Here is a 20,123-nt window from a genome sequence, read left to right on the forward strand (position 1 = left end):
GGCCGGCATCAGCGCAGCCACGCGGTGGTGTTGGCCGGCAGCTTCCCGTCCTCCAGCGGCGCGCTGGTGACCAGCACCTCGCCTTCCGGAAGGTCGACGGCGGTGTTCCCGAAGTTGGTCACGGACTGCCAGCCATTGGGGCGGCGGAAGTGCAGGACCTCCGGATTGCCGGCGTCCACCCATTCCAGCTCTTCATCGGTCAGCAGTTCGCGGCGCAGCTTCAGGGCCTTCCGGTAGAGCTCCAGCGTGGAGCCCTGGGTCCCGTCCTGCGCTTCGACGGCGTACTTGCTGAACCAGTCGGGCTGGGGCAGGTGCGCGCCGCCGTCCCCGAAGCCGAAGGAGGTTCCCTCAACTTTCCAAGGCAGCGGGACGCGGCAGCCGTCGCGGCCGATCTCCACACCCCGGTTGCGGAAGAAGGACGGGTCCTGGCGCTCGGACTCGGGGATCTCGGCGACTTCCTGGAGCCCCAGTTCCTCGCCCTGGTACAGGTAGGCCGACCCCGGCACGGCGAGCATCAGCAAGGTGGCGGCGCGGGCGCGCCGTTCGCCGAGCTCCACGTCCAGGTCCTCCTTGGGCCCGCCGGCGAGCAGCCAGTCCTTGCCGTCCTGGCCCTTGGCGCCGGCTTTGTCCTTGGACACCTGCGGCAGGCCGTAGCGGGTGGCGTGGCGGACCACGTCGTGGTTGGAGAACACCCAGGTGCTGGAGGCGCCGGTAGCGGCGGCCTCGGCCAGGTTCCGGCTGATGATCTCCTTGTACTCGGCGGCGTCGAAATCAGCCTGGAGCAGGTCGAAGTTGAACGCCTGGCCGAGCCCCTCCGGGCTGGCGTACCGGGCCCGGCGGGTGGCGTGGACCCAGGCCTCGGCGACGGCGGTGCGCGGCGGGTTGTACTCGTTGAACACCTCACGCCATTCGGCGTAGATCTCATGCACTTCATCGCGGTCCCAGAACGGGTGCGTGCCGTCGTCGAACCCGTCCACGCCGGTGTTGGCCGCGCTCAGTTCGAGCTTGGACAGCAGCGGCTCGGTGAGGTCCTTGGTGAGCGCGTGCGCCACGTCCACCCGGAAGCCGTCCACGCCGCGGTCGGACCAGAAGCGCAGGGTCTTCAGGAAGTCCTCACGGATTTCCCGGTTGGACCAGTTCAGGTCGGGCTGCTCCTTGGCGAAGATGTGCATGTACCACTGGCCGGGGGTGCCGTCCGGTTCCGTGATGCGCTCCCAGGCCGGGCCGCCGAAGACGGAGTCCCAGTCCGACGGCGGGAACTCACCGTTGGGGCCCTTTCCGTCACGGAAGATGTAGCGGTCGCGGGCCGGGGATCCCTTGGGCGCGGCAAGAGCCTCCCGGAACCACTCGTGCCGGTCCGAGGAGTGGTTGGGCACGATGTCCGCGATCAGCTTGATGCCGGCCGCATGCAGGGCCTTCGCCATTTCGTCGAAATCCTCGAGTGTTCCCAGTTTGGGGTCCACGTTGCGGTAGTCGTCCACGTCGTAGCCGCCGTCCGCGAGGGCCGAAGGGTAGAACGGGCTCAGCCAGACGGCGTCGATCCCCAGGGATTTCAGGTACGGAACCTTGGCGGTGATGCCCCTGAGGTCGCCGATGCCGTCACCGTTCGAATCCGCGAAACTGCGCGGATAGATCTGGTACACGGAGGCCTGGCGCCACCAGTTCGGATCGGCGAGGCGGTCGGAATCGGAAAGGGTTGCCAGAGTGGCGGTGGTGGACAAGGGATGATCCTTCGCTTCATATCGACTAATATTTATTTTGAATCTAAATTTAGTTGCTCAAGTATTATCTGGCGCGAAGTTCGGAAAGGTCAACACCCAATGCCTGAAGCAACCGCCGCCTCGCCCCAGCTGCTGCGGAGGGTCAGTGCCGGGGCGGTCCTGGAATTCATGCGCGCATCCGGCGCCGTCACGGTCACCGACGTCCTTGAAGCCACGGGTCTGACGCGTGCCACCGCCATTGCGGTATGCGAAGACCTCAAGGATCGCGGCTGGATCCGCGAACTGGAAAACCAGCGGGCCTTCGGTGAGTACCAGAAAGGGCGGCCGGCCAGGCGGTTCGAGCTCAATGAGCGCGCCGGCTGCGTCCTGGGCATGGACGTGGGTATTTCCAAGGCAACAGTGGTGGTCTCGGACCTCCGGGGAAACACCTTGGGCCGCTCCAGCCAGCCCTTTGCCGCGGCGGAGATCTCCGCCGCGGAACGCGTCGCCGTCATTGACCGCACGGCCCTGATGGCCCTCCGCAGCGTTGGCGTCCCGCCGGATGCGGTCCTCGCCGTCAGCGCCGGCATTGCCGCGCCCGTGGACCGCAACGGCGAGGTACTGGCGGCCCAGCATTTCTGGGGATTGTTCGACGTCGGCCTGAAATCCGCCCTGCGCGACCGGCGCGGCTGGACGGTACTGCTGGAAAACGACGCCAACCTTGCCGCCCTCGGTGAGCGCTGGCAGGGCGCAGCGGCGGGGATCGACGACGTCGTGGTGATCCTCGCCAGCGAACGCCTCGGAGCGGGCGTGATCGACGGCGGACGGCTGCTGCACGGCAGCCGCGGGGGCGCCGGCGAACTCGCCTTCCTCGACCAGGTCCAGGGCGTGGGCGACACGTTCGGCATCGCAAGCCTTGCCCGGACGTGGGCCGCCGAGGCCCTCGCCGGCAAGGCCGGGACCTCGCTCCGTGCCCGTGCCGCCGGCCGGGGCGTTGAAGCCGAGGACGTCTTCGCCGCTGCCGCTGATGGTGACAAGGTGGCGCTGCGGATTCTGGACCGCCTGGCAGACAGGGTGGCCCGCGTGATTGCTGCCGTGGCAACGCTGCTCAACCCGGAGCTGGTGGTCATTGGCGGCGCCGTGGCCAACTCCGCGGGCGTCCTCCTGGAACGCGTCGCGGAGCGGTTGAAGGGTCTGACCGCTACTCCCCCGCGCGTGGCAGTCTCACCGCTGGGCGACTCCATCGTTACGGTGGGCGCTGTGCGGTGTGCACTGGACTATGTGGAGACACACTCCCTGGACCTCCAACTGGCCGGAACCGTCAGCTAAGGGATTCCAGCGCCGCCGCCACCGGCAGGGAGCCGTCGCAGAATTCAATGGTTTTGCCCGCAGTCCCCGGCAGGTCCAGCACCGCCGCTGCCACGATGGCCGTGTTGCCGCGCGACGTTGCCCGCTCCCCCGCCGGATCCGGGTCCACCGTGACCATGCCGGTGCCGGGCTTTTCCGTCAGGGTCCCCGGCCCCAGGATGGTCCAGGCCAGATCGGTCCCGCGGAGGTATTCGTCGGCGGCGGCCTTGGCCTCGGCGTACGCGAAAAAGCTGTGGTCCCCGGGCACTCCGTGGTCCTTGCGGGCTCCCAGGTAGGACACCATCACGTAGCGGCTGACTCCTGCCTGCGCCGCGGCGTCCATGGAGCGGATGGCCGCATCCCGGTCCACGGCGTACGTCCGCTCCGGGTTCCCACCGCCTGCGCCTGCGGACCAGACCACGGCGTCGTGGCCCTGCAGCGCCTCGGCGAGGGCCGCCGTCGTCGACTGCTCCACGTCGAGGACCGACGGCGTGGCGCCCGTTTCCGCTACGTCGGCGGCATGGTCCGGGTTGCGGATGAACGAGGTGACGTTGTGGCCTTCTTCCGCGAGCAGGGTGGACAGGTGCAGGGCCACTTTGCCGTGGCCGCCGATGATGGCGATGCGTGTCATGCCCCCATTCTGCCCCTTAGGCCGGACACCGGTAACGCAGGTAGACCACGCCGTTGCTGAACCGGCGCTCGTCCAGGAGTTCGAGCTGAAGGTCCAGTCCGTCGGGCAGATACCGCAGGCCCCCTCCCACCGCCACCGGGTTGAGGAAAACCTGGCATTCGTCCACGAGCCCTGCCCGGAGCGCGGCCGCGGCCAGGGTGGCGCCGCCGATGCCGATGTTCCGGTCGGTGCCAGCCTTCAGCTGCCGCACGGCGTCCGGGTTGAAGCTGCGTTCGAGCCGGGTGCGGGCGGTGGTGACATGGGGAAGGGACGTGGAATAGACAACCTTGTCTACCCCGCTCCAGATCCGGGCGAAGTCCTGGATGACCGGCGGATCACCGGGACCGCCCAGGGTCTCCCAGGCCGCCATGACCCCGTACATCCGCCGCCCGAAAAGGTACGTGCCGGAGCCGCGCTCCAGGTGGTTCACGAAGGCGTGGACTTCCTCATCCGGCGCGCTCCAGTCGAAGTTGCCCTGGCTGTCTGCGAGGTAGCCGTCCAGAGAGGTGATCCCGGAGTAGATGAGCTGGCCCATCCGCCCATTCTGCCGGTGCCGGCCGGTTTGCGTAAGGGCAGGAGTTCCCTACCCGGAGCGAGGCCGGTCCACGCTGCTCCCGGGCGGCCGCTCCCGGACGAGGAACTGCTGGGCCATGGTCCAGAGGTTGGTGACGGTCCAGTAAATGAGGACACCGAGGGGGAAGAGGACGCCACCCAGGCCGAACACCACAGGCAGGCTGTAGAGCAGGATCCTCTGCTGCCTCATAAAAGGCGGTTCCGGGGCGCCGGGGACCGCGGTCCGGGCGAGGATCAGCTTCTGCGTGACGAACTGCACAGCAGTCATGGCGAGGATCATCAGGACCGTCAGCACAACGACGGCCGCCTGGTTACCGCCGCCGTGCAGCACGGATGCGGTCAGCGGGGCGCCGAAGATGCTGGACTGGTTGAACTGCGCCACCTGGTCGCGGCCCATGGCGCCGATCCCCGCGCCTTGGGCGGCCAGGGTGCTGATGCCGGACAGGACCTGGAACAGCGCCAGGAAGAAGGGCACCTGGATCAGCACGGGCAGGCAGGCCGAGAAGGGGTTGGTCCCGTGCTTCTTGTACAACGCCATCTGTTCCTGGACCATCGCCTGCCGGGAGAGGGGATCTGTTTTGCCCTGGTACTTTTCCTGCAGCTTCATCAGGTCCGGCTGCAGGAGGCGCATCCGGCGCTGGGCGTTGACCTGCTGCAGGAATATGGGGATCAGGGCGGCCCGGATCACCAGCACCAGCCCGATGATGGACAACGTCCACGTCCAGCCGCTGGCCGCCGGCATGTCCAAGGCGCTCAGCGCGTCATGACAGCCCACCATAATGGCGGACACAAGCCACCTGAACGGAACCATGATTTCGTCAAGAAAGCCCATTCGTTTTCCCCATCCGTCAGATGCCGCAAAGCTACGGCGAAACGCGGAACTTGTCACGCAGGGTACCTGCGGTTAAACAGGAAAACCCCCGGAATCTCGGGGGTTCCGGGGGCTTAGCCTGTAGCGGTGGGGAGGCTCGATCTCCCGACCTCACGATTATGAGTCGTGCGCTCTAACCAACTGAGCTACACCGCCACGAATGAGAAAAACCTGTGTCAAGCCGGTCAAAACCGCCTTGACACAGGCCCTCATCCAGAGCCCCCCACCGGAATCGATCCGGTGACCTCGTTCTTACCAAGAACGCGCTCTACCACTGAGCTAGGGGGGCAACGAGTAAATACTCTACCGGAAGATTTCACCACCAACAAATCGGCCCCAGCAGCGGCCGGGAGGCCGCGCAACACTTGCATTTCACGCCCCGACGACCCCGTTTTTCCGCGTCATTGCTGGGATCCAGGGGCGAGCAGCCGCCCGTGGCGACCCGGCCGGCAGCCGGTTGGGCACCCGATCCGGTGGCGCGATGTGTCCAGCCCCACACCGAATCGGAGTTTTGTCCAGGTATGCAGGTTTCATGGCCCCGGAAATTTGCAGCCCTGGACGAAACTTCGAGGGTTAAACGCCGGTGGGCCGGCTCGAAAGCCGGCCCACCAGAGGATGCGTCAGTCAGAGCCTGACGGGTTTACCACTTGCCCTTGCGGTTGAAGTCGCGCTGGCCGCCCTCGTTGCCGTGGCGGGGCTTGCGGGAGCCGTCACCGTGGCCGCCGAAGCGGGAGTCACTGGCCTGGCCGCGGCTGGAACCGGTGTCGGCACCAAAGCTGCGCTCGGAACGCTCGCTGTACGAACGGCCACCGCGGTCCGCGGAGCCGCGCTCGCCGTCGTTCTTCCGGAATTCCTTCTTGAAACCGCCGCTGCCCTTGAAGTTGCCGCCACGGTCGCCGCTGCGGTTGCCCTGGTAGGCGCCGCGGTCACCGGAGGGCTTGCGGCCGTTGTCCAGCTCCAGGTGGATCAGCTCGCCGCCGATCCGGGTGCGGGACAGTGCCCGCAGCTGCTCGGGGCTGAGGTCGGCCGGCAGCTCCACCAGGGAGTGGTCCGATCGGATGTCGATGCCGCCGATCTGCGCGGAGGAGATGCCGCCCTCGTTGGCGATGGCGCCCACGATGGAGCCGGGCATCACGCGCTGGCGGCGTCCCACGGCGATCCGGTAGGTGGCGTTGCCCTCGGTGAGCGTGCGGGTGGGCCCGCGTGAGCCGAAGCCGTCCTTGGACCGCTCGCGCTTCTGGAACTCGGGAGCTGCAGGCAGTTCCTTGACCAGGAGCGGCTGGCCGCCCTGCGCCATCACGGCGAGGGCTGCAGCGATCTCCGCGGCGGGAACGTTGTGCTCTTCCTCGTAGGAAGCGATGAGGTCACGGAAGGCGGCAACATCCTCGGAGGCCAGGGTCTCCGTGATGCGTTCGGCGAACTTGCCCAGGCGCAGGGTGTTCACGGTCTCGGCCGTGGGCAGGTGCATCTGCTCCACCGGCTGGCGGGTGGCCTTCTCGATGGAACGCAGCAGGTACTTCTCGCGCGGCGTCATGAACAGGATGGCGTCACCGGAACGGCCTGCACGGCCGGTGCGGCCAATGCGGTGCACGTAGGACTCGGTGTCGTGCGGGATGTCGTAGTTGATGACGTGGCTGATGCGCTCCACGTCAAGCCCGCGGGCCGCGACGTCGGTTGCAACGAGGATGTCGATGCGGCCTTCCTTCAGCGCGTCGACGGTGCGCTCACGCTGCTGCTGCGGAATGTCGCCGTTGATTGCGGCGGCCTGGAAGCCGCGGGACTTCAGCTTGTCAGCCAGGTCCTCGGTGGCCATCTTGGTGCGCACGAAGGCGATGACGCCGTCGAACTCTTCCACTTCGAGGATGCGGGTCATGGCATCGAGCTTGTGCGGGCCCATGACCTGCAGGTACCGCTGGCGGGTGTTGGCGCCGGTGGTGGTCTTGGACTTGACGGAGATCTCGGCCGGGTTGTTCAGGTACTGCTTGGACATGCGCCGGATCTGGCTGGGCATGGTGGCCGAGAACAGCGCAACCTGGCGGTCCGACGGCGTCTGCTGGAAGATCTGCTCCACGTCTTCGGCGAAGCCCATGCGCAGCATCTCGTCAGCCTCGTCCAGCACCAGGTACTGAAGCTCGGACAGGTCAAGGGAACCCTTGGCGATGTGGTCGATCACGCGGCCGGGGGTACCGACAACCACCTGGGCGCCGCGGCGCAGGCCGGCCAGCTGCGGGCCGTAAGCCGAACCGCCGTAAACGGGCAGGACGGTGAAGTCGTCAATGTGCTTGGCGTAGGAGGTGAAGGCCTCGGCAACCTGGAGGGCGAGCTCGCGGGTGGGAGCCAGCACCAGGGCCTGGGTCTTGCGGGAGGGGCCGTTGAGGTCGTGCAGCTCTGCCAGGCGGGACAGTGCCGGTACTGCGAATGCTGCGGTCTTACCGGTACCGGTCTGGGCGAGGCCAACCACGTCGCGGCCTTCGAGCAGCAGCGGAATGGTGGCTGCCTGGATGGGGGAAGGCTTCTCGTAGCCGACATCCTGCAGGGCGGCGAGGACACGGCCGTCGATGCCGAGGTCGGCGAATTTCACGCCTTCTTCGTCGTCTTCCTCAGCCTTGGCGGCGGGAGCAACGTCTGCCTTCGCAGCGGGAGCAACCTCGGCGGCGGGGGCGTCTTCCGGGCTCTGGGCAGTGGCCTCAGCTGCAGGCGCAGCGGGCTCGGTGAATTCGACGGCTGCCGTCTCGGCGTTGGTGTTCCGGGCGTCGACTGTTTCGTTCTGATTTTCGGGCATAGGGGAGATATTCCTCGTCCATAGGGGGCCAGGCGGCACTACCCGAGGTGAGCGGAGCCGCAGTACGTGTGCCGTGGAGTGCCGGGCAAACGTTGACCGGCCGGTCACAGAAGTCCGGCGCTTTCGCAATCCCGTGGCAGGACTTCGCGCTGCATCTCTTGGCTGCTATCCCAGCAGTCTGTACAGCGTTTTCTTTAGCCGGCTCTCCCTATGAAAATGCCCGCATCACAGTTGCGGGCCCCAACACTTGCCAGTCCTGCCTCAAAAATTGGGCAGGAATAAGGGATTTCCGGAGTGGGGGATGTTTCAAGTGTAGGGCACGGACCTGCCTCAGCGGTAATTAAGCGTACGACGACGGGCGGTGAGCTTGCGCACATGCCGCACCACCCAGCCGACCCGTCCCGGCCGCTACCGGGCCAGTTGCCGCTCCAGCGCCTCGAACTTCTTCCTGAACTCGGGCTGCTGAAGGCGGATCTCGCCGTCGGCGTCGGCGTCCTTTAACGCTTCCATCGACTCAACGTCAGGCTCGCTGAACCACTGGCCCACCGTGATGCCGTGCTTCAGGACGAACAGCGTGTGGATGTGGTCCCCGGCCTGGATGGTGCCGGTGCGGATCACCCGGAGGTAGGCGCCCACACGGCCCGCAGCGGTGAACCGCTTCACGAACTGCGGCTCCCCCAGCCGGCGCTGGAAGGTGGCGCACGGTGTCCGCGGCGAGGTGACTTCAACTTCCACGTCCAGGCCGATCTTCCACCGTTCGCCGATCACGGCGTTGGTGGCATCGATCCCGGCAACGCGGAGGTTTTCGCCGAAGATCCCCGGCGGCAGGTCACGCTGGAGTTCCCCGGCCCAGAAGTCGGCGTCCGCCTGGGAGTAGGCATAGATGGCCTGGTCCGGTCCGCCGTGATGGACGCGGTTGGCCTGGATGTCGCCCTGGAGGCCCAGCTTATGCACCTTCACCGGCCCTTCCACCGGGCGCTTGTCGATGGCTGTCACACCTACGTTCGAAGCGTCCGGAACGAGCTGGTGGACACGGCAGACGGCAAGTACTGAGGCGGTTTCCATGGCACCAGTGTAGGGAGTCCCCCGCCGTCCGGTAGACGGCCGTTGCCATGGGGAGTACTTGCCGGGTTTCCTGCTCGCAGCCGGGGCCGGCAGGGATTACGCTGATTCGAAAGATTGCAATTGGGGGTGCAGCGCTGTGCCCGATTCACGTGGACTACTGAGGGGGACGCCATGGACCCGAACAAGGAGCCGGAGCAGGAGCCGCAAGGCGGCACCGGCAAGGGCCCGGGCGGCGATGCTGCCGGCAATGCTCCGGGCGAGGGCGGCGCGCCCAAGCCTCCCCCATGGCAGGTCCCCAAGCCGGAACTGCGACCCGACCTCCTGAACCAGCCCGTCACCCCGGTGGACCCGTTCGCGCGGGACCGCGAAAGGGAGCTCAACGAGGCCGCCGCACGGAAGAAGCGCTCCCAGCGGCGGACAGTGGTGGTGGGACTCGGCGTCACGGCCCTGCTCGCCGGCACCATCACCGCGGTGGTGGCCAGCAACCAGGACGACCCCGAGTACGCGCAGGTCTGCTTCAACGACGAAACCGGCGAGCGTGTGGAGGACACCAACTGCAACAGCTCCGCCGGCCGCGGCGGCGGCATCTACGCCTGGTACTTCTTCTCCCGCGGGGCCTATGTGCCGCCCCTGGGGCAGAACCGGTCCACGGCGCCCAACTACACCAGGACCGTGCCCAGCGGCGCGAAGGCGTCCACGGGCTACAGCACCCAGGGCGGTACTGTGAGCCGCGGCGGCTTCGGAACTACCGCCAAAAGCGGAACCAGTGGTGGCGGCGGCAAAGTTTCAGGGGGTTAGGCGTGCAGCGGAAGGCGAGTGAACCCAGGCCCGGATGGAAGCAGAAAATCGAAGAACAGGGCCTGGTGTTCTCCACCACCACTATGCCGGACGGGCGCAGGATCGAGTACTGGAACGAGTCCGCGTACTACGAATTCACCACGGACGAGGTGGGAACCCTCGAAGTAACCGCCGAGGACATGCACAAAATGTGCGTGGAGGCGGCCCGGTTCCTGGCCACCGGCGCCCTGGGGGATATCGGCATCGGCCCGCAGGCCCTGGAACTGGCGGCCGAATCCCTGCAGGCCGGGGACGTTGACGTCTACGGCCGGTTCGACTTCATCTACGACGGGCAGGGCGGCCCGGCCAAAATGCTCGAGTACAACGCGGACACCCCCACCGGGCTCATCGAAGCGGCCGTCGCCCAATGGTTCTGGCTGCAGGACGTCTTCCCGGAGAAGGACCAGTGGAACGGCATCCACGAAGCCCTGATCCGGCAGTGGAAGAAATTCCAGTTCCGCACTGGCATGAGTACCCTGCACGTGGCACACTCGGAGGTTGAGGAATCCGGTGAGGACTGGATGACCGCCGGCTACATGCGCGACGTCGCCAGCCAGGCCGGGTGGACCACCATCGGCATCAACATGTCCGACATCGGCTGGGACCCCAACCTGAACCGGTTCGTGGACCTGGACAACTTCATGATCAGCACCATCTTCAAGCTGTACCCGTGGGAGCTGATGATGAAGGAACCGTTCGGCCACCGCCTGCTCGAACGCGCCTACAACCCCCGCTGGGTGGAGCCGGCCTGGAAGATGCTGCTCTCCAACAAAGCACTCCTGGCGGCCCTGTGGCACCTTTATCCGGAGCATCCCAACCTGCTCCCGGCCTACCTGAACGAACCGGGTCCGCTGAAGGAATGGGTGGCCAAGCCCCTGCACGGCCGCGAGGGGGACAACATCAAGATCCATGCCCGGGGCATCAACCTCGAGCAGCCAGGCGGGTACGGCCGCGAGGGCTGGTGCTACCAGCAGTACCATCCGCTGCCGGACTTCGACGGCAACCATCCGGTCCTTGGCCTGTGGGTGGTGGATGGCGAATCCGTGGGCTGCGGCATCCGCGAATCGGACGGCCCCATCACCGATTACTTCTGCAGGTTCGTGCCCAACACCATCGATGCTCCGGCCCCGCTCTCGGCCGTGGCCACTTCCAGCAAAGCAGGTATCGCGCTATGAGCCCCCTGACCTTTTTGAGCCCGGTGACACCATGAGCACGGAAATGACGACGGCGGGAAGCCAGGGCGGCGCGCCCGGCACCTCCGTCCCGCCCAAGGGGCTCCGCGCCGGCATCCTGGACCTCGGCGACTCCGTGATGCTGGGCCTGGCATCCACCGCACCGGTGTATTCGCTGGCCGCCACCCTGGGCCTGATCGTGGCCGTGAACGGGGACTACACTCCCCTGATCCTGCTGCTGGGCTTCATCCCCGTCCTGTTCATCGCCTACGCCTTCCGGGAACTGAACAGCGCCATCCCGGACTGCGGCACCACGTTCACCTGGTCCCGCAGGGCCTTCGGGCCGTGGGCAGGCTGGCTGGGCGGCTGGGGTATGGCGCTGGCCGGCATCATCGTCCTGGCCAACCTGGCCCAGGTGGCCGGCCAGTACTTGTGGCTGCTGGTGGGTGACGGCTCGCTGTCCCAAAACAAGGTGCTGGTTACTGCCACGGGAGTGCTGTTCATCGCCGTGATGACGCTGGTCAACTACCGGGGCATCCGGCTGGGCGAGCACGTCCAGCGGGTCCTGACCTATGTGCAGTACGTGTCGCTGGGTATCTTTGCGCTCGCCATCGTGGTGGGGATCATCCGCGGCTCCGGCAGCGGCGACACCACCATCCAGCCCTTCGATTTCGAGTGGTTCAACCCTGCCGGCGCGTTCGCCGATCCCGGTGCCGTGGTGCACGGTGCACTGCTGGCGCTCTTTATCTACTGGGGCTGGGATACGTGCCTGGCCGTCAATGAGGAAACCGAGAACCCCACTTCCACCCCCGGCCGGGGGGCGGTGATCTCCGCGTTCGTGCTGGTGGCCATCTACGTCTCCGTTGCGCTCCTGGTGATGATGTACGCCACCGTGGGCACTGAAGGGATCGGACTGGGCAACGAGGCGAACCAGGACGATGTTTTTGTGGCCATGAAGGACGTGGTGCTGGGGCCGTGGGGCTGGCTGATCGTCGTCGCGGTTTTGGCTTCGGTCCTCTCCTCCACCCAGACCACCATCCTGCCCACCGCCCGCGGCACCCTCTCCATGGGAGTCCACGGCGCCCTGCCCGCGAAATTCGGCCAGGTGCACCCGAAGAACCAGACACCTGGCTTCTCCACGCAGGTGATGGGCGGCGCGGCGATTGCCTACTACGTGGCCATGAGCTTCCTAAGCGAGAACCTGCTCTCGGACTCCATCAGCGCCATCAGCCTGTTCATCGCCTTCTACTACGCGCTTACCGGGTTCGCCTGCTTCTGGTTCTTCCGGAACACACTTCGGTTCTCGGCACGGAACCTGTGGTTCCGCGGCATACTCCCGCTCGCGGGCGCGCTGCTGTTGACCGCGGCCTTCTTCATCTCAGCCGTGCAGATGTGGGACCCGGCGTACGGCGACACCCGGATCTTCGGCGTCGGCGGTGCGTTCATCAGCGGCGTGGTGCTCCTGGCCCTGGGCGTGGTCCTGGCGATCGTCTGCCGGTTCCTGCCCGCCACCCGCAACTACTTCGTGGGGAAACCGTGACACCTGACCCGTCTGATGTCCTTGCCCTTGATTCCCTGCTGACAGCAGACGAACTGGCCCTCCGGGAGAAGGTCCGGGACTTCACGGACCAGCGCATCAGGCCGGACATCGCCCGCTGGTATGACGCGGCCGTCTTTCCACTGGAACTCGCACCGGAACTTGGCGGGCTCGGGGTGCTGGGGATGCACCTGAAGGGCTACGGCTGCCCCGGCCGTACCGCCGTCGAATACGGCCTGGCGGCGATGGAACTGGAGGCCGGCGACTCCGGAATCCGCACGTTCGTTTCGGTGCAGGGTTCGCTGGCCATGACGGCCATCCACACGTGGGGTTCGGAGGACCAGAAGCAGGAGTGGCTGCCCCGGATGGCCGCCGGGGAAGTCATCGGCTGCTTTGCACTGACCGAGCCCGCCGCCGGTTCCGATCCTTCCTCCATGACCACCTTTGCCCGACGCGACGGGTCCGGTGACGATGCCGGCTGGGTGCTGAACGGCGCCAAGAGGTGGATCGGTCTCGCTTCGGTGGCGGGGGTGATGGTGGTGTGGGCCATGACGGATGACGGCGTGCACGGCTTCCTGGTGCCGGCCGGAACGCCCGGTGTGACTGCCACGCCGATCGCGCAGAAGCTGTCCATGCGTGCGTCCATCCAGTGTGACGTGGTGTTCGACGACGTCCGGCTGGGTCCGGAGGCCCTGCTCCCCGCGGCGCGCGGCCTGCGCGGGCCGTTCACGTGCCTGAACGAAGCGCGCTACGGCATCGCCTGGGGTGCCATGGGCGCTGCCCGCGATTCATACCAGGCAGCACTGGCGTATTCGCAGGATCGGCTCCAGTTCGGCAAGCCGCTGGCCGGCTACCAGCTGACCCAGGAAAAGCTGGTGAACATGCTGGTGGAGATCCAGAAGGGCACACTGCTGGCTCTGCACCTGGGCCGGCTCAAGGACGCCGGCGTCCTGCGGCCCGAGCAGATCTCGCTGGGCAAGCTGAACAATGTGCGCGAAGCCATCCGCATCGCCCGCGATGCCCGGTCCGTCCTGGGCGGAAACGGGATAACCCTGGACTACCCGCCCCTGCGGCACGCGGCCAACCTGGAATCGGTACGAACCTATGAGGGCACCGACGAAGTCCACACGCTGATCCTCGGCCGGCAAATCACCGGCCTCGGCGCCTTCCGCTGACGTTTCAGGCGGAACCCTGCAGGAAGCGCCGGACCTCGGCATTGAAAGCTTGGGGTGCTTCGGCAAACACCATATGTCCGGTGCGGGGAATCACCGCCAGCTCTGCCCCGGGAATCTGCCGGTGCAGTTCCCGCGCCACCGGCAGCGGTGAGCGCTGGTCTTCCTCGCCGTAGATCAGGAGGGTGGGAACAGCAATGGTGGGCAGGAGTTGGCGGTAGTCCGCGCGTCCGCTCGCGCTGAGCAGTGCCCGCAGGCTTGCCGGGCGGACGTCGAGCATAATCGCTGCAATCTCAGCGACTACCGCGGGGTCGGCGCGTGGCGTGAACAGGGTGGGCAGCCACTCGTTCACGAACTTTCCCGGCGGTTCCCCGATTTCCGCTTCCACCATTGCAATCCGGCGGTCCACTTCCTCCGGCGGCAGCGATCCTGCCCAGCCGGCGTACGCGGACACCAGCAGCAATGAAGCAGGCAGGTGCGGATACCCTTTGTACAACTCCAGCGCGACGATGGAACCCCAGGACAGCCCCAGCAGGTGCGGTTTTTCGGTGCCGCGGATAGCCTGCTCGACGAAACCCGCGGCCAGCAGCCCCAGGTCCCGGGCCGAGAGGTCCGGTGCCGGGTCATCGGACTGGCCGCATCCGGGAGCGTCCCAGGCGACCACGGTGAAGTCCCGGGAGAGGTCCTCCAGCTGCTGCCGCCAGATCCTGCTGTCGTCGCCGGCGCCGTGGAAGAGGACGAGTGGCGGACCGCTGCCCGCCCGCTGGTAGGCAATCCTCAGCCCGGCTACCTCAACCGCGTCCATATCCGCGATTGTAGGACTGCGGAAGCCTGTTGCCTACGCGCAGACGTCAGGCCGAGAAGCCGCCGTCGGCCTTGATCAGCTGGCCGGAGACCCATCGGCCGGCGGGTGAGAGCAGGAATGCAATGGTACCGGCGACGTCGGCCGGGGTGCCCAGGCGGCCGGTGGGCTGGCGTTCGACGACGGCCTGCCGGATTTCGTCCGTCATCCAGCCTGTGTCCACGGGCCCGGGGTTCAGGACGTTGGCCGAGATACCCAGCGGCCCGAGCTCCCGCGCGGCAGCGATGACAATCCTGTCCAGCGCGCCCTTCGAGGCGCCATAGGGAAGGTTGAACGCTGTGTGGTCACTGGTCAGCGCAACGATCGCGCCGCCGTCGTGCGTTGCCTGCCGGGCGAACGCGGCAATCAGCTGCCAGCCCGCACGGGTGTTAACGGCAAAGTGGCGCTCGAAGGACTCCAGGCTCGTGTCCAGGATTCCCGAATCAACGGACTCGGCATGGCTGAGCACCAGGCCCTGCAGCGGGCCGGCCAGCCGGACGGCGTCGGCGAGCAACTGCTCCGCGGCGGCCGCGTCCTCCAGGTCCGCAGGCAGGGTGTGCACTTGGGCGCCGATTGCCTCCAGCTCGGCGGTGAGGCGCACGACGTCGTCCGGCTCGCTTCCCCACGGCATCCGGGCATCGTAGTCCTGCCAGCAGGCCAGGACCAGGTCCCAGCCTTCGGCTGCCAGCTGCCGGGCGATCCCGGCGCCGATGGACGCCAGCCTTCCCGCGCCCGTGATGAGGGCGGTTCGACGGACGGCGCTTTCGGGTGGGGTTTCCATGGGACCAGCGTAATGGCCCCCTGCCCGGGACCAGGTCAGGCGGGTGCCTCCGACGGGACAGCCTCACCTGCCGGTTTGTGCCGCCGGATGGTGGCGCTGATGACCGCCGCGATAGTGCACATCGCGGCCGCGCCGAACCAGGCGTAGGTGTACTGGCCGGTGGCGTCCCGGATGGCGCCGGCACCGAGGGCGGCAGCGGCCGCGCCGAGCTGGTGGGCCGCGAAGACCCAGCCGAACACCACGCTGCCGTCCGCGCCGAACGTTTCCCGGCAGATGGCAGCGGTGGGCGGCACGGTGGCCACCCAGTCCAGGCCGTAGATCACCACAAAAACGATCATGCTCGGCTGGACTTCAGCGCTCAGGAGCATCGGAAGCACCAGCAGGCCGATGCCCCGGAACTGGTAGTAGACGGCCAGCAGGATCCGCGGGTTGTACCGGTCGGTCAGCCAGCCGGAGGCAATGGTGCCCACAATGTCGAAGATGCCGACCACGGCGAGCAGGCCGGCGGCGGTGGTTTCGGTCATGCCATGGTCATGGGCGGAGGGGATGAAGTGGGTGCCGATCAGGCCGTTGGTGGTGGCACCGCAGATGGCGAAGCCGGCCACCAGGGCCCAGAAGGTGCGGACCTTGCTGGCCCGCTTCAGCACCTGCAGCGCTCGAACGGCCGCGTTGGCGCGGGGACCACTGTCCACGGGCGGCGTCTGGAGGGTTCCCGCATCCGGCTGTGCCACACCGTACGGCAGTGCCCCGGCGTCGGCCGGTGAGTTCTTGAGGAATTTCAGCACCAGCGGTACCACCGCCAGGGCGCCTGCCGCGATGAGCAGCGACGCCTGCCGCCAGCCCGGATCCTGGGCGAGTACGGCGATGAACGGAAGAAAGACGAGCTGGCCGGCGGCGCTTCCTGCGGTGAGGATGCCGATCACGAGCCCACGGTTTTTCACGAACCAGGTGTTGGCAATGGTGGCCGCGAAGACCAGCGCCATGGAACCGGTCCCCAGCCCGATCAGCAGCCCCCACGTCAGCAGGATCTGCCACGACTGGTTCACCAGCACCGTGAGGGCACTGCCGGCACCAATCAGCACGAGGGCGGTGGCTGTCACGGCCCGGATGCCGAAGCGCTCCATCAGCGCTGCGGCGAACGGCGCCGTGAGCCCGAACAGGACCAGGTTGATGCTGACTGCCGCGGACAACACGGTGGTGGACCAGCCGAACTCCTGCTGCAGCGGCACCATCAGCACGCCGGGGGCGGCCCGGAACCCGGCTGCTCCCACCAGCGCGAGGAAGGCGACGGCGGCAACGATCCACGCGGGGTGCAGCCGCCGGCGCCGCGGGCCGCCAGGCAGAGACGCGACGGCGGCTGCCGGACTGTGAGTTCGGTCGCCAAAGCCCGTGGCCGTTTCCGGGACGGTGCTGGTGGGGGTTGGGTCTGCGGTCTTGTCGGCGCTCACGCTGCCGCTCCTGTGCCGGCCGCCGCGGTGGCAAGTTTCACCGGGGACGTTGTCCGGGTCTGGCTGTGCCAGCTGGTGTTGGCCGCCGTCAGCCGCTCACCGCAGCGGGTACAGGTATCGGCGGAGCTGGTGCGCTGCCCGCAGCCGCGGTGGATGACGTACATATGGGCCTGTTCGGACGGGGCCGGAAGGTGCTTCTCCGACCAGAGGGTCACCGCATTCAGCACCGGGAGGGCGTCTTCGCCCTTCTCCGTGAGGACATACTCGCTCCTGGTGCGGCCGCCGTCGTCGTACGCCCTTTTGGTCAGCAGCCCCGACTTCACGAGGCCGGACAGGCGCTTGGTGAGGACGGAATCAGCCACCTCCAGCCGGGACTTCATGGCATCGAAACGCCCGTTGCCAAAAAACACCTCCCGGAGGACCAGGAGGGTCCAGGGATCGCCGAGGATGTCCAGGCCGCGGGCCATGCTGCATTTGCGCCGGGACCAGTCAGATCGAGGTGCCATGCGGGCACACTAGCTGACTTTCTTCAAGAAAGCCAGCAAAAGCCTTACCGGATGGAGCTGAACGCCTGCTCCAGATCGGCCACCAGGTCCTCCACGTCTTCGATGCCGCAGGAGAGGCGGAGCAGGTTCACCGGGACGGCGAGCTCGGTGCCCTTGACGGACGCGTGGGTCATTTCCGACGGGTAGTTCATCAGCGACTCGATGCCGCCCAGCGACTCGGCGAGGGTGAACACGGAGGTAGATTCGGCCACCTTCCGGGCAGCCGCTTCCCCGCCTTTGAACTGCACCGACACCATGCCGCCGAAGCTGCGCATCTGCTTTTTGGCGAGCCCGTGGCCGGGGTGGGACGGCAGCCCCGGGTACAGGACAGCCTCCACTTCGGGGCGCTCCAGCAGCCATTCGGCCACCGCCTGGCCGTTGAGGCTGTGCCGGTCCATCCGGACGCCAAGCGTCTTGAGGCCGCGGGTGGTGAGGAAGGCGTCCATCGGCCCGGAAACCGCGCCCACCGCGAACTGCACGAAGCCGATCTTCTCCGCCAGTTCCGCGTCGTTGACCACCACGGCGCCGCCCACCACGTCCGAATGCCCGCCGATGTACTTGGTGGTGGAGTGAACCACTACGTCGGCACCCAGGGCGAGCGGGTTCTGCAGGTAGGGGGACGCGAAGGTGTTGTCTACCACCAGGAGGGCCCCGGCGTCGTGCGCCACCTCCGCGAGCGCCGCGATGTCGGTGATCTTCATCAGCGGGTTGGAGGGGGTCTCCACCCAGACGAAGCGGGTCTTGTTTGCGGCAACTGCCCGGGCGACGGCGTCGAGGTCGGCCATGTCCACGGGGGTGTTGCCGATGCCCCAGCCGCCCAGGACACGACTGATGAGCCGGTAGGTGCCGCCATAGGCGTCGTTGCCAAGCACTATGTGGTCACCGGGCCGGGTCAGCGCCCGGATGAGCGAGTCCTCGGCCGCCAGCCCGGAACTGAAACTGTAGGCGTGGGCGCCGCCTTCCAGGGCAGCGAGCTGTTCCTGCAGGGCGTCCCGGGTGGGGTTGCCGCCGCGGCCGTACTCGTAGCCGTCGCGGAGCCCGCCGATGCCGTCCTGCGCGTAGGTGGAGCTGAAGTGCAGCGGCGGGACCACGGCACCGGTGCGCGGCTCGAACGCCTGGCCGGCGTGGACCGCGCGGGTGTTGAAACCTTGGTTGTGCGAGGCGGACATGATGCTCCTTCGTAATTTGGGGTTTCGACAGCTCAACCACCGGAAGTGGCAGGCTCAACCGACGGAGGTCAGTTGCTGAGGTAGGCCAGGAGGTCGTGCCGGGTGAGGATACCCACCGGGGCGCCCACGAACGTAACCATCACGGTGTCCACGTCCGAGAGCAGCTCCCGGGCCGCCGAGATGGTTTCGAGCGATCCGATGACGGGCAGCTTGGGCCCCATATGCTCGGCGATCTTGTCGGTCAGCTTGGCCTCGCCGCGGAACAGCTTGGCCGTGAGCGTGCGCTCATCCACGGCGCCCAGCACTTCGCCCATGACCACCGGGGGCTCCTGCGAAAGGACCGGGATGTGGCTGACGCCGAACTCGTTCATGATGTTGATGACATCGCGGACGGACTCATTGGGGTGGATGTGCACCAGGTCCGGCAGTTCGCCGTTCTTGGACTTGATCACCTCGCCCACGGAGGTTTCCTCGCCGCCGGAGAGGAAACCGTAGGAGCGCATCCACTGGTCGTTGAAGATTTTGGCCAGGTAGCCGCGTCCGGAATCGGGAAGGATCACGACGACGACGGCACTGTCCGGAAGGTCCCGCGCGGCCTGCAGCGCAGCCACTACAGCCATGCCCGAGGAACCGCCCACCAGCAGGCCCTCCTCGCGGGCGAGGCGGCGCGTCATGGCGAAGGAATCGGCGTCCGTGACGGCGATGACCTGGTCGGGGACGGTCTTGTCGTAGTTCGCGGGCCACATGTCCTCCCCCACGCCCTCCACGAAGTAGGGGCGTCCGGTGCCGCCGGAGTAGACCGAACCCTCGGGGTCGGCGCCGATGATCCGGACTGCGCCGCCGTCGGACTCTGCCCGGTCAGCGGAGACCTCTTTAAGGAACCGGCCGGTGCCCGTGATGGTGCCCCCGGTGCCGGCGCCGATCACGCAGTGCGTCACCTGGCCGTCGGTATCCCGCCAGATCTCCGGCCCGGTGGTCTGATAGTGGCTGCCCGGTGCTGCGGGGTTGGAGAACTGGTCAGGCTTGAAAGCGCCCGGCGTTTCGCGGACCAGCCGGTCGGAGACGCCGTAGTAGCTCTGCGGGCTGTCCGGCGGGACGGCAGTGGGGGTCACCACCACTTCGGCGCCGTACGCCTCCAGGACGGCCCGCTTGTCCTCGCCTACCTTGTCCGGCACCACAAAGATGCACTTGTAGCCCTTTTGCTGGGCGACGAGCGCCAGGCCTACCCCGGTGTTGCCGGAGGTGGGCTCGATGATGGTGCCGCCGGGCTTGAGCTTGCCGTCCCGCTCGGCATCCTCGATCATCCGGGCCGCGATGCGGTCCTTGATGGATCCGCCAGGGTTCACGTACTCCAGTTTGACCAGGACCGTGGCTTTGATGCCCTCCGTCACGTGGTTGAGCTTGATGAGCGGGGTATTGCCAATGAGGTCCAGGACGGACTGGGCGTACTTCATGAGTACAAAGCTACCGCTTTTGCCGTCACGGTCCGCCACAAGGGCAGTGCCGTCTATCCGCAAGGGCTGCTTCCCGGGCTGCGGCGGGCTGTGGCCGGCGATGGCCGGACGCGGGAGCAACGGGTGGGATCATTAGGCCGTGCAGCGGTTCGAATGGTT

Annotated in this window: 17 protein-coding genes and 2 tRNA genes; 5 read left to right on the forward strand and 14 right to left on the reverse strand. The window is 67.1% G+C overall.

What is annotated here, in order from left to right; genetic code table 11:
- Positions 1–8 precede the first annotated feature (8 nt).
- Positions 9–1,721 carry a glycoside hydrolase family 13 protein gene (locus tag BACI348_RS15180; protein WP_159827161.1) on the reverse strand — a complete coding sequence of 571 codons (1,713 nt, stop codon included), beginning with the start codon at positions 1,719–1,721 and terminating at the stop codon, positions 9–11.
- Between the two features lie 99 nt (positions 1,722–1,820).
- On the opposite strand from BACI348_RS15180, the gene BACI348_RS15185 reads away from it, so the two are divergent.
- On the forward strand, positions 1,821–3,029 hold the full coding sequence (locus tag BACI348_RS15185) for an ROK family protein (protein ID WP_159827164.1): 1,209 nt from the start codon (positions 1,821–1,823) through the stop codon (positions 3,027–3,029).
- On the opposite strand, the gene BACI348_RS15190 is transcribed toward BACI348_RS15185, so the two are convergent.
- The 7 genes from BACI348_RS15190 to BACI348_RS15220 all read right to left on the reverse strand — a co-directional run bounded on the left by BACI348_RS15190 (position 3,022) and on the right by BACI348_RS15220 (position 9,008).
- Positions 3,022–3,678: an SDR family oxidoreductase gene (locus BACI348_RS15190; protein ID WP_159827167.1), complete on the reverse strand. Its 657-nt coding sequence runs from the start codon at positions 3,676–3,678 to the stop codon at positions 3,022–3,024. The genes BACI348_RS15185 and BACI348_RS15190 overlap by 8 nt on opposite strands.
- Positions 3,679–3,694: 16 nt before the next feature.
- Complete coding sequence (locus BACI348_RS15195) at positions 3,695–4,252, reverse strand: dihydrofolate reductase family protein (protein ID WP_159827170.1); 558 nt, start codon at positions 4,250–4,252, stop codon at positions 3,695–3,697.
- A 48-nt stretch (positions 4,253–4,300) separates the two neighbouring features.
- Positions 4,301–5,122 (reverse strand): membrane protein insertase YidC, encoded by an 822-nt coding sequence (gene yidC, locus BACI348_RS15200; RefSeq protein WP_159827173.1) that lies wholly within the window; start codon positions 5,120–5,122, stop codon positions 4,301–4,303.
- Positions 5,123–5,243: 121 nt separating this feature from the next.
- Positions 5,244–5,317, reverse strand: a tRNA-Met gene (locus BACI348_RS15205).
- Positions 5,318–5,378: 61 nt separating this feature from the next.
- Positions 5,379–5,450, reverse strand: a tRNA-Thr gene (locus tag BACI348_RS15210).
- A 351-nt stretch (positions 5,451–5,801) separates the two neighbouring features.
- On the reverse strand, positions 5,802–7,943 hold the full coding sequence (locus BACI348_RS15215; protein ID WP_159827176.1) for a DEAD/DEAH box helicase: 2,142 nt from the start codon (positions 7,941–7,943) through the stop codon (positions 5,802–5,804).
- A 408-nt stretch (positions 7,944–8,351) separates the two neighbouring features.
- Positions 8,352–9,008, reverse strand: a complete 657-nt coding sequence (locus BACI348_RS15220) for an MOSC domain-containing protein (protein WP_159827179.1) — start codon at positions 9,006–9,008, stop codon at positions 8,352–8,354.
- Between the two features lie 171 nt (positions 9,009–9,179).
- On the opposite strand from BACI348_RS15220, the gene BACI348_RS15225 reads away from it, so the two are divergent.
- From BACI348_RS15225 to BACI348_RS15240, 4 genes are read left to right on the forward strand one after another with little or no spacing between them, the layout of a single operon-like run.
- Positions 9,180–9,806 carry a Tat pathway signal protein gene (locus tag BACI348_RS15225; RefSeq protein WP_159827182.1) on the forward strand — a complete coding sequence of 209 codons (627 nt, stop codon included), beginning with the start codon at positions 9,180–9,182 and terminating at the stop codon, positions 9,804–9,806.
- Positions 9,807–9,808: 2 nt separating this feature from the next.
- Entirely contained in the window at positions 9,809–11,020 is a 1,212-nt protein-coding gene (locus tag BACI348_RS15230) for a glutathionylspermidine synthase family protein (protein ID WP_159827185.1), read from the forward strand.
- A gap of 31 nt (positions 11,021–11,051) precedes the next feature.
- Positions 11,052–12,557: an APC family permease gene (locus BACI348_RS15235; RefSeq protein ID WP_159827188.1), complete on the forward strand. Its 1,506-nt coding sequence runs from the start codon at positions 11,052–11,054 to the stop codon at positions 12,555–12,557.
- Positions 12,554–13,729, forward strand: coding sequence for an acyl-CoA dehydrogenase family protein (locus BACI348_RS15240; RefSeq protein ID WP_201298435.1), 1,176 nt, complete (start codon positions 12,554–12,556; stop codon positions 13,727–13,729). Before BACI348_RS15235 ends, BACI348_RS15240 begins: the two co-directional genes overlap by 4 nt.
- A gap of 4 nt (positions 13,730–13,733) precedes the next feature.
- Here BACI348_RS15240 and BACI348_RS15245 read toward each other — a convergent pair whose 3' ends face one another.
- From BACI348_RS15245 to BACI348_RS15270, 6 genes are all read right to left on the reverse strand, one after another.
- The gene (locus BACI348_RS15245) at positions 13,734–14,531 is read right to left on the reverse strand and encodes an alpha/beta fold hydrolase (RefSeq protein WP_159827191.1); all 798 of its coding nucleotides are present in this window, start codon (positions 14,529–14,531) and stop codon (positions 13,734–13,736) included.
- 46 nt (positions 14,532–14,577) lie between these two features.
- The gene (locus BACI348_RS15250; protein WP_159827194.1) at positions 14,578–15,348 is read right to left on the reverse strand and encodes an SDR family oxidoreductase; all 771 of its coding nucleotides are present in this window, start codon (positions 15,346–15,348) and stop codon (positions 14,578–14,580) included.
- Between the two features lie 35 nt (positions 15,349–15,383).
- Positions 15,384–16,691, reverse strand: a complete 1,308-nt coding sequence (locus BACI348_RS15255) for an MFS transporter (protein ID WP_159830181.1) — start codon at positions 16,689–16,691, stop codon at positions 15,384–15,386.
- A 101-nt stretch (positions 16,692–16,792) separates the two neighbouring features.
- Entirely contained in the window at positions 16,793–17,302 is a 510-nt protein-coding gene (locus BACI348_RS15260; protein ID WP_159827197.1) for a winged helix-turn-helix transcriptional regulator, read from the reverse strand.
- Positions 17,303–17,346: 44 nt separating this feature from the next.
- Positions 17,347–18,510, reverse strand: a complete 1,164-nt coding sequence (locus tag BACI348_RS15265; RefSeq protein ID WP_159827200.1) for a cystathionine gamma-synthase — start codon at positions 18,508–18,510, stop codon at positions 17,347–17,349.
- A gap of 68 nt (positions 18,511–18,578) precedes the next feature.
- Entirely contained in the window at positions 18,579–19,964 is a 1,386-nt protein-coding gene (locus tag BACI348_RS15270; RefSeq protein WP_159827203.1) for a cystathionine beta-synthase, read from the reverse strand.
- Positions 19,965–20,123 lie beyond the last annotated feature (159 nt).

Origin of the sequence: Arthrobacter sp. 9AX (genome assembly GCF_902506095.1) — a bacterium.
GTDB lineage: Bacteria > Actinomycetota > Actinomycetes > Actinomycetales > Micrococcaceae > Arthrobacter.

Excerpts from the sequence above, each read along its gene's own strand:
- BACI348_RS15185 (WP_159827164.1), top strand. The coding sequence starts at position 1,821 with ATGCCTGAAGCAACCGCCGCCTCGCCCCAGCTGCTGCGGAGGGTCAGT.
- BACI348_RS15190 (WP_159827167.1), bottom strand. The coding sequence starts at position 3,678 with ATGACACGCATCGCCATCATCGGCGGCCACGGCAAAGTGGCCCTGCAC.
- BACI348_RS15195 (WP_159827170.1), bottom strand. The coding sequence starts at position 4,252 with ATGGGCCAGCTCATCTACTCCGGGATCACCTCTCTGGACGGCTACCTC.
- yidC (WP_159827173.1), bottom strand. The coding sequence starts at position 5,122 with ATGGGCTTTCTTGACGAAATCATGGTTCCGTTCAGGTGGCTTGTGTCC.
- BACI348_RS15215 (WP_159827176.1), bottom strand. The coding sequence starts at position 7,943 with ATGCCCGAAAATCAGAACGAAACAGTCGACGCCCGGAACACCAACGCC.
- BACI348_RS15220 (WP_159827179.1), bottom strand. The coding sequence starts at position 9,008 with ATGGAAACCGCCTCAGTACTTGCCGTCTGCCGTGTCCACCAGCTCGTT.
- BACI348_RS15225 (WP_159827182.1), top strand. The coding sequence starts at position 9,180 with ATGGACCCGAACAAGGAGCCGGAGCAGGAGCCGCAAGGCGGCACCGGC.
- BACI348_RS15235 (WP_159827188.1), top strand. The coding sequence starts at position 11,052 with ATGAGCACGGAAATGACGACGGCGGGAAGCCAGGGCGGCGCGCCCGGC.
- BACI348_RS15245 (WP_159827191.1), bottom strand. The coding sequence starts at position 14,531 with ATGGACGCGGTTGAGGTAGCCGGGCTGAGGATTGCCTACCAGCGGGCG.
- BACI348_RS15250 (WP_159827194.1), bottom strand. The coding sequence starts at position 15,348 with ATGGAAACCCCACCCGAAAGCGCCGTCCGTCGAACCGCCCTCATCACG.
- BACI348_RS15260 (WP_159827197.1), bottom strand. The coding sequence starts at position 17,302 with ATGGCACCTCGATCTGACTGGTCCCGGCGCAAATGCAGCATGGCCCGC.
- BACI348_RS15265 (WP_159827200.1), bottom strand. The coding sequence starts at position 18,510 with ATGTCCGCCTCGCACAACCAAGGTTTCAACACCCGCGCGGTCCACGCC.
- BACI348_RS15270 (WP_159827203.1), bottom strand. The coding sequence starts at position 19,964 with ATGAAGTACGCCCAGTCCGTCCTGGACCTCATTGGCAATACCCCGCTC.